This is a genomic window from Bacillus sp. CGMCC 1.60114, assembly GCF_042676365.1.
GTDB lineage: Bacteria > Bacillota > Bacilli > Bacillales > Bacillaceae_G > Bacillus_A > Bacillus_A rhizoplanae_A.
This window is the reverse complement of the sequence record NZ_JBHTHG010000117.1, coordinates 295940-311114: the sequence shown is the minus strand read 5'-3', so window position 1 is coordinate 311114 and position 15175 is coordinate 295940. Positions and strand designations below refer to the sequence as shown.

The 15175-nt window shown below is 37.4% G+C and carries 16 protein-coding genes; all 16 read right to left on the bottom strand.

Translation table 11 applies throughout. From position 1 onward, the window contains the following. Window positions 1–78 precede the first annotated feature (78 nt). Window positions 79–981 carry a succinate--CoA ligase subunit alpha gene (gene sucD, locus ACFQZ1_RS20140; RefSeq protein ID WP_377883949.1) on the bottom strand — a complete coding sequence of 301 codons (903 nt, stop codon included), beginning with the start codon at window positions 979–981 and terminating at the stop codon, window positions 79–81. A 20-nt stretch (window positions 982–1001) separates the two neighbouring features. Then, on the bottom strand, window positions 1002–2162 hold the full coding sequence (sucC, locus tag ACFQZ1_RS20135) for an ADP-forming succinate--CoA ligase subunit beta (RefSeq protein WP_098916221.1): 1161 nt from the start codon (window positions 2160–2162) through the stop codon (window positions 1002–1004). Between the two features lie 194 nt (window positions 2163–2356). Beyond that, window positions 2357–3133 carry a ribonuclease HII gene (locus ACFQZ1_RS20130; RefSeq protein WP_377883948.1) on the bottom strand — a complete coding sequence of 259 codons (777 nt, stop codon included), beginning with the start codon at window positions 3131–3133 and terminating at the stop codon, window positions 2357–2359. 290 nt (window positions 3134–3423) lie between these two features. Further along, window positions 3424–4287 (bottom strand): ribosome biogenesis GTPase YlqF, encoded by an 864-nt coding sequence (ylqF, locus tag ACFQZ1_RS20125; RefSeq protein ID WP_377883947.1) that lies wholly within the window; start codon window positions 4285–4287, stop codon window positions 3424–3426. Window positions 4288–4309: 22 nt separating this feature from the next. Then, complete coding sequence (lepB, locus tag ACFQZ1_RS20120; protein ID WP_377883946.1) at window positions 4310–4861, bottom strand: signal peptidase I; 552 nt, start codon at window positions 4859–4861, stop codon at window positions 4310–4312. A gap of 99 nt (window positions 4862–4960) precedes the next feature. Next, window positions 4961–5305, bottom strand: coding sequence for a 50S ribosomal protein L19 (gene rplS / locus ACFQZ1_RS20115; protein WP_098309676.1), 345 nt, complete (start codon window positions 5303–5305; stop codon window positions 4961–4963). Window positions 5306–5447: 142 nt separating this feature from the next. After that, entirely contained in the window at window positions 5448–6182 is a 735-nt protein-coding gene (trmD, locus tag ACFQZ1_RS20110; protein ID WP_377883945.1) for a tRNA (guanosine(37)-N1)-methyltransferase TrmD, read from the bottom strand. After that, a complete protein-coding gene (gene rimM, locus ACFQZ1_RS20105; RefSeq protein ID WP_377883944.1) occupies window positions 6182–6697 on the bottom strand; it encodes a ribosome maturation factor RimM in 516 nt (171 codons plus the stop codon). Before rimM ends, trmD begins: the two co-directional genes overlap by 1 nt. Window positions 6698–6817: 120 nt before the next feature. Next, entirely contained in the window at window positions 6818–7045 is a 228-nt protein-coding gene (locus tag ACFQZ1_RS20100) for a KH domain-containing protein (RefSeq protein WP_377884156.1), read from the bottom strand. Between the two features lie 14 nt (window positions 7046–7059). Continuing rightward, window positions 7060–7332 (bottom strand): 30S ribosomal protein S16, encoded by a 273-nt coding sequence (gene rpsP, locus ACFQZ1_RS20095; protein WP_090912726.1) that lies wholly within the window; start codon window positions 7330–7332, stop codon window positions 7060–7062. A gap of 101 nt (window positions 7333–7433) precedes the next feature. Continuing rightward, window positions 7434–8783, bottom strand: a complete 1350-nt coding sequence (gene ffh, locus ACFQZ1_RS20090) for a signal recognition particle protein (RefSeq protein WP_377883943.1) — start codon at window positions 8781–8783, stop codon at window positions 7434–7436. Between the two features lie 12 nt (window positions 8784–8795). Beyond that, window positions 8796–9128, bottom strand: a complete 333-nt coding sequence (locus tag ACFQZ1_RS20085) for a putative DNA-binding protein (protein ID WP_154711789.1) — start codon at window positions 9126–9128, stop codon at window positions 8796–8798. 232 nt (window positions 9129–9360) lie between these two features. Further along, window positions 9361–10350, bottom strand: a complete 990-nt coding sequence (ftsY, locus tag ACFQZ1_RS20080; RefSeq protein ID WP_377883942.1) for a signal recognition particle-docking protein FtsY — start codon at window positions 10348–10350, stop codon at window positions 9361–9363. Window positions 10351–10365: 15 nt separating this feature from the next. Next, the gene (gene smc / locus ACFQZ1_RS20075; RefSeq protein ID WP_377883941.1) at window positions 10366–13935 is read right to left on the bottom strand and encodes a chromosome segregation protein SMC; all 3570 of its coding nucleotides are present in this window, start codon (window positions 13933–13935) and stop codon (window positions 10366–10368) included. A gap of 55 nt (window positions 13936–13990) precedes the next feature. Next, window positions 13991–14728 (bottom strand): ribonuclease III, encoded by a 738-nt coding sequence (rnc, locus tag ACFQZ1_RS20070; protein WP_377883940.1) that lies wholly within the window; start codon window positions 14726–14728, stop codon window positions 13991–13993. A 60-nt stretch (window positions 14729–14788) separates the two neighbouring features. Then, window positions 14789–15022 carry an acyl carrier protein gene (acpP, locus tag ACFQZ1_RS20065; RefSeq protein WP_098309669.1) on the bottom strand — a complete coding sequence of 78 codons (234 nt, stop codon included), beginning with the start codon at window positions 15020–15022 and terminating at the stop codon, window positions 14789–14791. Window positions 15023–15175: the final 153 nt, after the last annotated feature.

The window sequence follows — 15175 nt, the reverse complement described above, 5'->3', positions numbered from 1 at the left end:
TTACCCATAATTAATATTATGTAAACAATGAAAGGTATAAAAGACACCCTCTTTTACAGAAGGTGTCTTTCTAAACTATTAATAATTTTTACAAGTTTCAAATAAACCTTTTTCTTTTAAAACAGAAATTAAAGTTTCACCCATAACAGCTGGTGTTTCAGCAACTTTAATACCGCAAGCTTCCATCGTTTTAATCTTTTCAGCAGCTGTACCTTTACCGCCAGAAATAATCGCACCAGCATGGCCCATGCGTTTTCCTGGAGGTGCTGTTTGGCCACCAATAAAGCCAACAACAGGTTTCGTCATGTTCGCTTTTACCCACTCAGCAGCTTCTTCTTCTGCTGTTCCACCGATTTCACCAATCATAATAACAGCATGTGTTTCTTCATCTTCATTGAATGCTTTTAATGCATCGATGAAGTTTGTACCATTTACAGGGTCACCACCGATACCAACTGCTGTTGATTGGCCGATTCCTTCTTGTGTTAATTGATGTACAGCTTCATATGTTAACGTACCTGAACGAGATACGATACCTACATGACCTTTTTTATGAATGTATCCTGGCATAATACCAATCTTACACTCATCTGGCGTAATAACACCTGGGCAGTTTGGTCCAAGAAGACGTGTTTTCTTACCTTCCATGTACTTCTTAACATTTACCATGTCTAATACAGGGATACCCTCTGTAATACATACTACTAAATCAAGCTCTGCATCAACAGCTTCCATAATTGCATCAGCAGCAAAAGCAGGTGGAACGTACACAACAGAAGCGTTTGCACCCGTTGCTTTTACAGCGTCTTCTACTGTATTAAATACTGGTACACCTTCGATTTCAGTACCACCTTTACCAGGCGTTACACCACCGACGATTTTTGTACCATATTCAATCATTTGTTTTGTGTGGAATAAACCTTGAGAACCTGTAATACCTTGTACAATAACTTTTGTATCTTTATTAACTAATACGCTCATTTTTTCTCCCCCGCTTTCTATTAGCCTACTAGTGAAACAATTTTTTGTGCACCGTCTGCCATAGATTCTGCTGCAACAATATTTAAACCAGATTCATTTAAAATTTTCTTTCCTAACTCTACATTTGTACCTTCAAGACGAACAACAAGTGGTAATTCAAGGCCCACTTGTTTTGTTGCCTCGATAACACCTTCTGCAATTACATCACATTTCATAATTCCACCAAAAATGTTAACAAAAATACCTTTTACATTTTTGTCAGAAAGAATAATTTTGAAAGCTTCTGTAACTTTTTCAGCTGTAGCACCGCCACCAACATCTAAGAAGTTAGCTGGGTCACCATTATAATGCTTAATAATATCCATTGTTGCCATTGCAAGTCCTGCACCGTTTACCATGCAACCAATATTTCCATCTAATGAAATATAGTTTAGGTCATATTTAGAAGCTTCCACTTCTTTTGGATCTTCTTCATCAAGATCGCGAAGTTCTAAAATATCTTTATGACGATATAAAGCATTAGAATCGAAGTTTAATTTTGCATCTAACGCCATAACTTTTCCGTCACCTGTTGTAACAAGCGGGTTAATTTCTGCGATAGAGCAATCTTTTTCAATAAACGCACGGTATAAGCCCATCATAAACTTCACAGCTTGTCCAACAAGCTCATTTGGAATATTGATATTAAATGCAATACGACGCGCTTGGAAGCCTTGTAAACCTACCGCAGGATCAATATATTCTTTAAAGATTTTTTCTGGTGTTTTCTCTGCTACTTCTTCAATTTCTGTGCCGCCTTCTTCAGACGCCATTAATACAACTTGAGAAGTTGCACGATCTAATACAAGACCAACGTAATATTCTTTTTTAATGTCGCATCCTTCTTCGATAAGTAAGCGCTTTACTTCTTTACCTTCAGGACCTGTTTGATGAGTTACAAGCGTTTTCCCCAGAATTTCCTCTGCATATGTACGCACTTCATCTAAGTTCTTTGCTACTTTAACACCGCCGGCTTTGCCGCGTCCGCCAGCATGAATTTGTGCTTTTACTACACATACACTCGTTCCTAATTCTTTCGCTGCTTCTACAGCTTCTTCTACTGTAAAGGCAACCTTCCCGTTCGGAACGCTTACCCCATAGTTTCTAAGGACTTCTTTCCCCTGATACTCGTGGATATTCATGGTCCCATCCTCCCCTATTTTCCTGTTTTACTCGAAAAGTTTTTTAATGTTTTTAAACACTACATTAGTCATTGTATAAAATGATTGCCGCGCTGTCTACAATAAAGTGTCAGAAAACTGAAATCGCTTTATTCTTTTTTCAAAAATAGTAATGTTAATATACAAAAATAAGAAATAAGCTGTAGATTCACAGCTTATTTCTTAATCATATCTTTAATTGGAGCGAACGTTTTTCGATGCTCATCTAACACACCGTAAGTTTCAATCGCTTGTAAATGCTGTTTCGTTCCGTAACCCATATGTTGCTCAAATCCATACTGTGGATATCGTTTTCCAAGCTCCTTCATCATGCGATCACGCGTTACTTTCGCAATTACAGATGCAGCCGAAATAGAAATGCTTTTCGCATCTCCTTTAATAATAGACGTTTGAGGGATCGAAGTAGGAAGTTCCATCGCATCAATTAGTAAATGCTCTGGCGTACAAGATAAATTTGCAACAGCATCGAGCATCGCCTGTTTCGTCGCCTGATAAATATTTATTTCATCGATTACATTAGGTTGTATAATTCCAATCCCAATTGCTAATGCCTTCTCTAGAATTTCACCATAAAACCGCTCACGCTTCGCCTCACTCAGCTTTTTCGAGTCATTTAAACCTGGTATATAGAAATCTTCTGGAAGCACAACAGCAGCAGTAACAACAGGTCCTGCTAACGGCCCTCTCCCCACTTCATCAATACCAGCAATAGATACAATTCCTCTTTGACGGAGCGCACTTTCATAAATTGACATCTCAATAAATTTTTGTTTTTCTTTTTCTTTATCCCCTTTTTGTTTTTTCCATTTTGTAATGAGTCTTTGCACACCTTTTCGTTCGTCTTCTAATAACATAGCAAAACGCTCGTCGTCTTCTTGTACAATTTCTTGTAATAGAGCTTCTATTTCTTGAATTGTTTGTTTTTTAGACATACGCAGTTCCTCCTCCAAATAAGAAAAGGCGTGCAAAAGCGCGCCTTTTCTTTCCCGTTTAACAAGTAGCAAGCCTTATCTCTGTATTCAGAAGAATGAAAGACACCGAGCTTAAAATAACTACCAGTAAAAATCCAATGAATGCAATGAACCAACTAGAAATCCGGCTCTATGCCGTTATTCACGGGCAATAAGTCCACACCTCAAAATTCTGAGAGTAGTCAAGAAGATAGGTGAGAGCTTTCCATCAGAGGAGGATAAAGAAAATCTCCACTGATAGAAGTTTCACTTTACGCTTCTTCTATTGTTTCTTCTGGTGTTTCAAATGTCATTTTCCCAAGTTTACCACCACGAAGCTCACGAAGAACAAGTTCTGATGTTTTGTCATAATCCACAAGTCCCCCGCCCATTAAACAACCTCTATTCTTTCCAATTGCATCGAATAGTTCCACGATATCTTCTGGGATGTCATTTAACTTATAACGCTCTTTCAAACGTTCTGGATACTGTTTCTCCATAAACCGAAGTGCATATACAGCCACATCTTGTAAATTTAAAATCGAATCTTTAATCGCACCAGTCGTTGCAAGACGAAGTCCAACCATTTCATCTTCAAATTTCGGCCACAAAATACCCGGTGTATCTAGTAATTCCATTTCTTTTCCTACTTTAATCCATTGCTGTGCCGTTGTTACACCTGGACGATCGCCTGTTTTCGCAATATTTTTCTTTGCTAATTTATTAATTAATGTTGATTTCCCAACGTTCGGAATACCAACAATTAAAGCGCGAATCGCTCGCGGTTTAATACCTTTTGCAACCATCTTATCAAACTTTTCTTTTACAAGTTCCTTACATGCTGCTGTAATTTCTTTCATACCTTGTCCAGCTTGTGCATTAATAGAAATTGCTTTATGACCTTTTCCCTCAAAATACGCAATCCATTCCTTTGTTAGACGATCATCTGCCATATCCGCTTTATTTAAAACGACCAACCTTGGCTTATGCGTAATAATTTCATCAATCATCGGATTTCGTGATGATAATGGCAATCTTGCATCAACAAGTTCAATTACAACATCAATTAATTTTAACTTTTCGGTTACTTGCCGCCTTGCTTTGGCCATATGACCTGGAAACCATTGAATTACCATATTTCCACCTTCTCTTCTACGTTCATTTTACAATACGAGCATCTTTGAATGGCCAATATAAGATATTAGCTTTCCCAATTACTTGGTCCATTGAAATTGTTCCAATTGTACGACTATCTTTACTAAAACGGCGATTATCTCCTAATACAAATAGTTGTCCTTTAGGAACTGTTTTCTTCCCTGTAATTTCTTCAAGCTTAAAATCATATGTTAATGGACCGTCAGAAAGCTGCTTTTTTTCCTCATCTAAATACGGCTCTTTATACGGCTTTCCGTTAATATAGAGTATGTCGTTTCGATACTCTATCTCATCACCCGGCAAACCAATAATACGTTTAATGTAATCTTTATCTTCCGTTGCTTGAAACACAATAATATCAAAGCGTTTAGGTTCTCCAATGTGGTAACCAATTTTGTTGACAATCATTCGATCCCGATCATGGAGAGTTGGTGACATAGATACACCATCTACAAGAATCGGAGCAAAGAAAAACTGTCTAATAACCCAAGCTAAGACAACAGCAATCAAAATGGCTTTTATCCATTCCCAAAGCGTACTTTTTTGTTTCGTCATGCGGTTCCCCTCCACAATTATGTAAGCTGTTTGTATACGAGCAAAAATAAAGCTAGATTGGAAAAAGGGAGCTTGCAAATACAAGCTCCCATACATTTCTTATCGAATTTCTTTAATACGTGCTTTTTTACCGCGAAGGTTACGTAAGTAGTATAACTTAGCACGACGTACTTTACCACGGCGAAGTACTTCGATTTTCGCGATTCTTGGCGTGTGAACTGGGAATGTACGTTCAACACCTACACCGTAAGAAATCTTACGAACTGTGAATGTTTCGCTAATTCCGCCACCACGACGTTTAATTACAACACCTTCAAAAATCTGAATTCTCTCACGAGTACCCTCTACTACTTTTACGTGTACGCGTAAAGTGTCACCAGGACGGAATGAAGGTAAATCAGTTTTTAATTGATTTTTTGTAATGTCTGCGATTAATTGTTGCATATTCAATTCTCTCCTTCCAAACAGATGCTCATGCAAAGTCATTTTATAAATTACAGCGGAACACCGTTGTTAACGGCTACTCTCTATAAGTAGCACAAGTGTTATAATAGCATATTGCCCGTTCTGTTGCAATAGCATTTTTTTACTTCTCTTCTTTAAATTCCGCTAACCATTTTTCTTCTTGCTTCGATAAACTACGTTCCTCTAATAAATCAGGACGACGCATATACGTACGGCGAAGTGATTCTTTATGACGCCATTCTTCAATGTATTTATGATTACCAGACGTAAGTACATCTGGTACTTTCATTCCACGAAAATCCGCTGGTCTTGTATAATGCGGATGTTCAAGTAAACCTGTACTAAATGAATCTTCTATTTGTGATTGTTGATTTCCTAGAACATCAGGCAATAGACGGACAACACTATCTGTAATAACCATAGACGCCAGCTCTCCGCCTGTTAACACATAATCTCCTATTGAAATTTCATCTGTTACAAGGTGTTCGCGAACACGCTCATCATACCCTTCATAATGACCACAAATAAAAATTATATGTTCTTCTTGTGCGAGCTCTTCAGCTTTCTTTTGCGTGAAACGCTCTCCTTGCGGACACATTAACACAATACGTGGTTTACGCTCTGTTTCCTTCGTTAACTGTTCTACCGCATCAAAAATCGGCTGTGGTGTTAGCACCATTCCAGCTCCCCCGCCATACGGATAGTCATCCACACTATTATGTTTATTCGTTGAATAATCACGGAAGTTCACAACTCTTAGCTGTACAGCTTCTTTTTCTTGTGCTTTTTTTAATATAGAAGAACCAAAAACACCAGTAAACATTTCTGGAAACAATGTTAAAATATCGATTTTCATTACAGTAATCCTTCCATTACTTGAATGGTCACAAGCTTTTCATCAATATTTACTTGTAAAACAACTTCCTCAATATATGGAATTAAAACATCTTGGCCTTTTGGTTGTTTGATGACCCAAACGTCGTTTGCACCAGGAGAAAGAATTTCTTTAATCGTACCGATTGTTTCTCCGTCTTCTGTTACAACAGTACAACCAATAATTTCGTGATAATAATACTCTCCTTCAGGCAATTCTCCAAGCTGCTCCTCTGGAACTTTTAATAAAGAGCCTTTCAATTGCTCTACTTCATTTACATTGTTATAACCTTCAAATGTCAGTAAATCAAAAGATTTATGCTGACGATGAGAAGTTACCTTTACAGCCAGTGGCTCAGTCCCTTTCTCTTGCCATATGTATAATGTGTTTCCTACTTTATAACGCTCTTCCGGAAAATCTGTACGTGAAATTACACGCAATTCTCCTCTAACACCGTGAGTATTTACAATTTTCCCTACATTAAACCATTTTGTCATAAACAGCACGTCACCCCTGTTTGTTATATGTCGTTAGCATCTCCATTCTCTATGCTGAAGATGCGATTTATCTTAAAATGTTAAAAAAGGGTGAGGAACAGATCCTCGCCCTTTTTATGCTTATTGAATTTCCAGCGTTACTTTCTCACTTTGATGATGTCCCGCTGCATATAAGATCGTTCGAATTGCTTTTGCAACTCGCCCTTGTTTCCCAATGACTTTACCCACATCCTCAGGATGTACGGTTAATCGATACTTCATCTCTCCGTTGTACAGTTCCTGTGTAACCTTTACATCTTCAGGATGATCCACAAGGGGTTTAACAATTGTTTCGATTAACCCTGCCATAGCCATTGTTCGAATTACTTACCTTGTTTAGATAAATGGAATTTCTCCATGATACCTTGTTTAGAGAACAGGTTACGAACTGTATCAGATGGTTTCGCACCGTTTCCTAACCATTTTAATGCTGCTTCTTCGTTGATTTTAACTTCAGCTGGTTGAGCAACTGGATTGTAAGTTCCGATTTCCTCGATGAAACGTCCGTCACGAGGAGAACGAGAATCTGCAACAACTACACGATAGAAAGGAGATTTTTTAGCTCCCATACGTTTTAAACGAATTTTAACTGCCATTTATAAAGCACCTCCGAATATATTTCACACAGATAATAATATTAGCAAAAAGAGTGACCCTTTGTAAAGTAAAATTTCTTAACAGAGCCATCTTTTTTTCCTTACATAAATGGAAACTTCATGCCACCTAGTCCTTTTTTCTTACCTTTTTGCATACCAGACATCGTTTTCATCATCTTTTTCATATCTTCAAATTGTTTCAAAAGACGATTGATCTCTTGTACAGTTGTACCACTACCTTTAGCGATACGTTTCTTACGACTGGCGTTAATCATTTCCGGTTGTTCACGCTCTAATTTCGTCATTGAGCGAATAATCGCTTCAATGTGTCCAATTTGCTTTTCATCAACTTGAACATTTTTTAATCCTTTAATTTTCCCGGCACCAGGAAGCATATTAAGAAGCTCATCAAGCGGTCCCAATTGACGCACTTGTCCTAATTGCTCAAGAAAATCATCTAACGTAAAGGAAAGTGTACGCATTTTTTGCTCAAGTTCTCTTGCTTTTTCTTCATCAACTGTCGCCTGCGCTTTTTCAATTAACGTCAGAACATCACCCATACCTAAAATACGAGATGCCATACGTTCTGGGTGAAATACCTCTAATGCGTCTAATTTCTCACCCATACCAGCAAATTTAATCGGTGTGTTTGTAACAGCTTTAATAGATAGCGCCGCACCTCCGCGCGTATCACCATCTAATTTTGTTAATACAACACCTGTTAAACCAAGCTGTTCATGGAAACTTTGAGCCACATTTACCGCATCTTGTCCTGTCATTGCATCAACAACAAGGAAAATTTCATCCGGATTGGCTACTTCTTTAACTTGTGCTAATTCATCCATGAGCTCCTCATCAATATGCAGGCGACCTGCTGTATCAATAAGAACATAATCATGGTGATCTTCTTTAGCTTTCGCAATCGCTTGCTTTGCAATTTCAACAGGACTTACCTTATCTCCTAAAGAGAAAACTGGCATATCCAATTGCTTACCAAGTGTTTCAAGCTGTTTAATTGCTGCTGGTCGATAAATATCGGCCGCGACTAACATTGGTTTACGATTATGCTTTTTACGAAGCAAGTTCGCAAGCTTACCTGTTGTTGTCGTTTTACCTGCACCTTGCAAACCAACCATCATAATAACAGTTGGCGGACGGTTAGAAACAGCAATTTTACTCTGCTCTCCACCCATTAATTCTGTAAGTTCTTCCTGTACTACTTTAATAACTTGCTGTCCAGGTGTTAAACTTCTCATTACATCTTGTCCGACAGCACGTTCAGACACACGCTTAACAAAATCTTTTACTACTTTAAAGTTAACGTCTGCCTCTAAAAGAGCAAGACGAACTTCTCTCATCATTTCTTTTACGTCGGCTTCAGTTACTTTCCCTTTGCCGCGAATTTTTTGCATTGTCTGTTGAAGTCGGTCGGCTAATCCTTCAAATGCCATATTGCCGCCCTCCTAATCTAAATTTTCGATAGCTTCAACAACTTGTTTCACTTGTTCATCTACATGCTCTTCTTCGCTGATTAGCTGCTTTAACTTTTCAACAAGTTGCTGCCTTTCTTGAAATTTTTGAAGTAACAATAACTTTTCTTCATATTCTTCAAGCATCGCTTCTGTCCGTTTAATGTTATCATACACTGCTTGGCGGCTCACTTCAAATTCTTCTGCAATTTCACCAAGCGATAGATCATCAAGATAGTAAAGTGACATATAACTTCTTTGTTTTGGCGTTAACAACGAATGATAAAAATCAAATAAATAATTCATTCTCGTTGTTTTTTCGAGCATGTTGAATCACCCTTTGTTAAGTGAATTACCTTTACATGAACTAGTTTACATGGAGAGTAAAAGTGTGTCAAGTTTTTTTCTTAACATCCTATTTAAATTTTAAAAAAGAAGCGGTAGGCACCGCCTCTTCTTTTTTACCAGAAACATTTCCTACTTAGATATACGTAAGAACATGAAAAATTCAGCAAACTATTAGTAGAAAATAAAATCTATCACTAATGAAAACCTTACTTTATTCTACTTCTGTTTCTACAAAGTCTGCAAATAATCCATATACATATTGTTCTGGATTAAATTCTTGCAAGTCATCCATTTTTTCTCCAAGGCCGACAAACTTCACCGGTACATCCATCTCATTACGAATCGCTAATACAATTCCACCTTTGGCAGTACCATCTAATTTCGTTAGTACAATTCCTGTTACATTTGTTGCCTCGCGGAACGTTTTTGCTTGGCTCAAACCATTTTGTCCTGTTGTCGCATCAATAACAAGTAATACTTCATGAGGAGCGCCCGGAATTTCACGCTCAATTACTCGTTTTACTTTCTCTAACTCTTTCATTAAATTGACTTTGTTTTGCAAACGGCCTGCTGTATCGCATAATAAAACATCAACTTTTCGCGATTTTGCCGCCTGAATTGCATCATACATAACAGCTGCTGGATCAGAACCTGACCCTTGTTTTATCACATCTACACCAACACGGTCGCCCCATACTTCTAGCTGTTCAATCGCTCCGGCACGGAATGTATCACCAGCTGCCAATAATACAGACTTGCCGTCTGCTTTAAATTTATGTGCCATCTTTCCAATCGTTGTTGTTTTCCCAACACCATTTACCCCAACAAACAAAATAACTGTCAATGCGTTATCTTGCACATTTAATTCATTACTAAAGTTACCATCACCTTTGTATATCTCAACTAATTTTTCAGAGATGACAGCTTGTACTTCTTTTGGGTCCTGTATATTACGACGTTTCACTTCATCTCTTAATTGGTCAATTAATTCCATTACTGTGGACACACCCACATCCGCACCAATTAAAATTTCTTCTAATTCTTCGAAGAAATCTTCGTCAACCTTGCGATAACGATATACTAAGTCATTTACCTTTTCAGCAAAAGAGTTTCTCGTTTTCTCTAAACCTTGTTTAAACTTCTCTGTTACCGTATCTGTTTGCTTTGAAATTTTTTCTTTTAATTTTTTAAAAAAGCTCATTCTTTCCCATCCTCTCTATTCACTTGTCACAACTTCTGCCCCGTCATCAAAACGAACAGATACAAGCTTAGAAACACCAGATTCCTGCATCGTTACACCATATAGTACATCTGATTCTTCCATTGTTCCTTTTCGGTGTGTAATGACTATAAATTGTGTTTCATCACTAAACTTTTTCAAGTACTGCGCAAAACGAGCAACGTTCGCTTCATCCAGCGCCGCTTCAACCTCATCAAGTACACAAAACGGTACAGGTCGAACTTTTAAAATACTAAATAGCAATGCAATAGCTGTTAATGCTCGTTCCCCTCCAGAAAGAAGACCTAAATTTTGCAATTTCTTTCCTGGTGGCTGTGCAACAATATCAATTCCTGTATTTAATAAATCTTGCGGGTTTGTCATAACTAAATCTGCTCGCCCTCCGCCAAATAATTCACTAAACACAAACTGGAATTCTGTACGAATTGCTTGGAATGTATAAGAAAAGCGTTTTTTCATTTCCTCATCCATCTCATCAATTACTTGATGCAGTGTTGCTTTCGCTTCTTCCAAATCATCACGTTGCTCTAACAAGAACGTATGACGCTCAGATACGCGCTCGTATTCATCAATTGAACCTAAGTTTACTGTCCCAAGTTCTTCAATGGATAATTTAATTAATTTCACTTTTTTACGAGCTTCATCGCCAGACATTGTCATCATATACTTTTGTTTCGCCGCTTCAAAAGAAATGGTATACGTTTCTTGTAAGTGCTGCAAGCGGTTTTCTAACTCCACGTCTAGACGATTTATTTTTACTTCTTCATCTTTTAATACATCGAGCAAGTATTTATGCTGACGTTTCGCTTCTTTTACTTCTAAATCTAAATATTCTAGTCGCCCTTGTAAATCAAGACGTTGTTCACGGCGTGAGCTAATTAATTCGACAGTTTGATTTCGATCGTGGGTTTTCTTTTGAATCATACTTGTAATTTGCTCTTCGCCACTAGAATTCGATGTCATTTCTTGTTTCAAGAATGCTAAATCTTCTTTTGTCTTTATAAGATTCTTTTTTGTCTCATCTTGTTCTTTCACGAGGCGGTCTACTGTCTCTTTTTGATTTGATAATTGTTGTTGCTTTTCAGCTGCTTGTACTTTTAACTCTGTAATTTCTAACTGCACTTTTTCTTTCGAAGAAAGTTGCTCACTCTTTTGCTTCGTTAATTCTTTAATTGTTGTATCAAGTTGCATAATTTTTTCTTGCAGCTCTGTAAGCGTTTCTTCTAGCTCAGTTTTCCGCCCCTGTATCTTCACTTGATCTTGCAAAAATCCTTCTAGCTCTAAATCATAAATAGATAAGCGCTCATTAATACGATGCTCTTCTAGTTCTAGTTGATTAATCTCTTCCTTGCATTTTTGTTCATCTACACGCTTTTCATCGACGCTTTGTCGAATTTCTTTCATCTGCACTTCTTTTTCTTGTATTTCTTGTTTTAACGCTTTGACGTAGCTTTCTAGCTTCGCCGTCTTTTCTTCCATATCTGCCAACTTTGCATTCCACTCTTCTAATTCACGTTGACGTCCTAATAAAGAAGAATTCGTTTGCTTCACAGCACCACCCGTCATTGAACCCCCTGGATTTACAAGGTCACCTTCTAATGTAACAATACGATAACGATATTGTAGCTGCTTTGCTAATTCATTCGCTCCTTTTAAATCATGAGCAACAATTACCGTACCTAATAAATTTGTAATAACATTTTCATATTTATTATTGTACTGCACAAGCTCTGAAGCTACTCCTATAAATGATGCGTGCTGGTTTACAATACGAAGTTGCTCTGCATTAAGCGCTCTCCCTTTAATTACACTTTGAGGTAAAAAGGTCGCACGTCCATGACGATTTTGCTTTAAAAATGCAATTGCTCGGCGCGCATGTTCTTCTGTTTGTACAACAACATGCTGCATAGCTGCCCCAAGCGCAATTTCTATTGCCACTTCGTATTTTTTTGGTACAGTAAGAAGTTCTGCAACTGCACCTTCAATACCATACAACTGACTATCACGTGCCTTTAATACTTCACGAACTCCTTGATAAAATCCCGAATAATCCTCTTGCATTTCTTCAAGCATTTCTTTACGAGAACGAGCTTGTTGAACATATTGATATGCTTGGTACAACTTGCTCTCATTTTCGCTATACTGTTCTTTACATTTCCCAAGTGCAATTTCCGTTTGCTGCATACTTGACAGCAGATTTGTAATTTGCTCTTTTATATGTTCATATTTTTCAACAAACGTTGATTTTTTCTGTGCAATTTCTATGCGCATCTGCACATATTTTTCATTTTCTTCGTCAAGACGCTGGTTTTTGAAATCTCTTTGTTTAAATTGTTCCTCTAGCATAGAAAGTTCATTTCGATAACTTGCCTGTTGATTTAAAAGTTCAATATAATCACCTTTTAAATACTCGATTTGCTCATCTAAATTTTGTACATATGTAGACAACAATCTTTCACTATCATGCAGTTTCTGTTCTAACTCTTTCACATGATTTGTTAATTTCATTAACTCGTCCGTTCCTTGCACAACACTTCCTTCATATGCAGAAACTTTGTCTGTTAATTCATGAATGAGTGCTTCTAACTGTGCACAATGTGTTGTTGCATTGTGCTTTCTTTCTTTCAGCAGCTCACGTTGCCCTTCTAATTTTTCAAGTTCTTTACTAGAAAGAAGAAGAACCTCTTGCAAAGATTGAACAGATTCATCAATGGCTTGTACGTTTCCACGCACTTCTTCTAAATCCGCTTCATTTTTTTGAAGATGTGCTGATAATTTCACTTCCTCATCTTTATTATGTTTAAATTGCTCGCGAAGCGCTTCCCATTTTTCATGTAACTCTTCTATTTCATATACAATTAATGCCGCTTCAACTTTTTCTAATTCTTCTTTTTTCTCAAGATAATCTTTTGCAATAGAAGCTTGTTTTTCAAGAGGTTCAACTTGAGCACTCAATTCATGAATAATATCTTCTACACGATTTAAATTATCTTGTGTCTCCGCTAATTTTCCTTCCGCTTTCTTTTTGCGGATTTTATATTTCAGTACACCAGCTGCTTCTTCAAAAATACTACGGCGATCTTCTGCTTTACTACTTAAAATCTCTTCTACTTTCCCCTGGCTGATAATAGAAAATGCTTCACGTCCCATACCAGAGTCCATAAATAAATCTATAATATCTTTTAAACGACAAGATTGTTTGTTAATCAGAAAATCACTATCTCCTGAACGATACACTCGTCTTGTTACACTTACTTCGTTATATTCAATCGGCAGACGCTGATCCTCATTATTTAATGTTAATGTTACCTCAGCAACATTCAACGCTTTACGTGTATCACTGCCTGAAAAAATAATATCTTCCATTTTCGCACCGCGCAGCGACTTTACGGATTGTTCACCAAGTACCCAACGAATGGCATCTGTAATGTTACTTTTTCCACTTCCATTTGGACCTACTACAGACGTTACACCCGGTACAAAGTCAATCGATACACGTTCTGCAAAAGATTTAAATCCTGCTATCTCTAACCGTTTTAAAAACACGAAAGGCCTTCCCCCTTTATGCACAAGGAATCCCCCTAAGTATAAGGGGGATTCGTTATGAATGCTCTTTTAATTTTTCTAACGCTTCTTGGGCGGCATGTTGTTCTGCCTCTTTCTTAGACTTTCCACTTCCAAGTCCTAATGCTTCGCCGTTTAATGTAACACGCGATACAAACTCTCGATTATGGGCTGGTCCTTTTTCTTGCAAAATTTGATACTCTATATTACCGCTACCATCACGCTGAATTAATTCTTGTAGTTGACTCTTAAAATCCATCACATGAGAAAAAGCACCTTCGTTAATTTTCGGATAAACAACTGTTTTTAAAAATCCCCATACCTTGTCTAAACCTTGGTCCAAATAAAGTGCCCCAATAAACGCTTCAAAGACATCCGCTAATAACGCTGGACGTTCGCGACCTCCCGTCATTTCTTCCCCTTTTCCTAAAAGGACAAGATTACCAAATGATAGCTCATTCGCAAAACGAACGAGAGAAGGTTCACATACAATAGCCGCGCGAAGTTTTGTTAATTCTCCCTCGCTCATTGTCGGATATTTTTGAAACAAATATTGCGAAACCGTCAGTTCTAATACCGCATCACCAAGAAATTCAAGACGCTCATTATCTTCATGTGGCTTTTTCCGATGCTCATTCACATACGATGAATGCGTAAATGCTTGAATCAGCAATTTTTCATTCGTAAATGTAATACCTATTTTCGCTTGAAACTTTTTAAAAGCTTCACGATATTTCGCTTCATACTTCTTATCTCTATACTTTCTGTACGGCATAGGTCCCTCCAGATATATATGCTGAGAAAGCCCCGTATATAAACGGGACTTTATCAAGCATTATAGATGACTCTCTATGTAAGTCACAGCATCGCCAACAGTAGCAATTTTTTCTGCTTCCTCATCAGAAATTTCCATTTCAAACTCATCTTCTAGTTGCATTACAAGTTCTACTACATCTAGAGAATCAGCACCTAAATCTTCTTTAAAGTTTGCAGCTGTTGTTACCTCTGTTTCGTCTACTCCTAGACGATCTACGATAATTTTCGTTACACGCTCTAAAACGTCTGCCATATTCATTCACCTCCTTTAAAAGTATTGACAAACAATTACTTTTTTAAATTTATCTATAAATTAGATCACTATTTTTCCGATCTTCTCAAGCCATTATATTTAATATTGTACAGAAAAGCTAGATGAAATCAACCTATTTCTGTAGTTTTTCCT

What these genes read in the sequence shown, in the direction of transcription:
- rpsP (WP_090912726.1), bottom strand. Translation starts at nt 7,332, where the DNA reads ATGGCAGTTAAAATTCGTTTAAAACGTATGGGAGCTAAAAAATCTCCT.
- ACFQZ1_RS20130 (WP_377883948.1), bottom strand. Translation starts at nt 3,133, where the DNA reads ATGTCTAAAAAACAAACAATTCAAGAAATAGAAGCTCTATTACAAGAA.
- rplS (WP_098309676.1), bottom strand. Translation starts at nt 5,305, where the DNA reads ATGCAACAATTAATCGCAGACATTACAAAAAATCAATTAAAAACTGAT.
- lepB (WP_377883946.1), bottom strand. Translation starts at nt 4,861, where the DNA reads ATGACGAAACAAAAAAGTACGCTTTGGGAATGGATAAAAGCCATTTTG.
- trmD (WP_377883945.1), bottom strand. Translation starts at nt 6,182, where the DNA reads ATGAAAATCGATATTTTAACATTGTTTCCAGAAATGTTTACTGGTGTT.
- sucC (WP_098916221.1), bottom strand. Translation starts at nt 2,162, where the DNA reads ATGAATATCCACGAGTATCAGGGGAAAGAAGTCCTTAGAAACTATGGG.
- ftsY (WP_377883942.1), bottom strand. Translation starts at nt 10,350, where the DNA reads ATGAGCTTTTTTAAAAAATTAAAAGAAAAAATTTCAAAGCAAACAGAT.
- acpP (WP_098309669.1), bottom strand. Translation starts at nt 15,022, where the DNA reads ATGGCAGACGTTTTAGAGCGTGTAACGAAAATTATCGTAGATCGTCTA.
- sucD (WP_377883949.1), bottom strand. Translation starts at nt 981, where the DNA reads ATGAGCGTATTAGTTAATAAAGATACAAAAGTTATTGTACAAGGTATT.
- ylqF (WP_377883947.1), bottom strand. Translation starts at nt 4,287, where the DNA reads ATGGTAATTCAATGGTTTCCAGGTCATATGGCCAAAGCAAGGCGGCAA.
- ACFQZ1_RS20085 (WP_154711789.1), bottom strand. Translation starts at nt 9,128, where the DNA reads ATGCTCGAAAAAACAACGAGAATGAATTATTTATTTGATTTTTATCAT.
- ffh (WP_377883943.1), bottom strand. Translation starts at nt 8,783, where the DNA reads ATGGCATTTGAAGGATTAGCCGACCGACTTCAACAGACAATGCAAAAA.
- rimM (WP_377883944.1), bottom strand. Translation starts at nt 6,697, where the DNA reads ATGACAAAATGGTTTAATGTAGGGAAAATTGTAAATACTCACGGTGTT.
- rnc (WP_377883940.1), bottom strand. Translation starts at nt 14,728, where the DNA reads ATGCCGTACAGAAAGTATAGAGATAAGAAGTATGAAGCGAAATATCGT.
- ACFQZ1_RS20100 (WP_377884156.1), bottom strand. Translation starts at nt 7,045, where the DNA reads ATGGCAGGGTTAATCGAAACAATTGTTAAACCCCTTGTGGATCATCCT.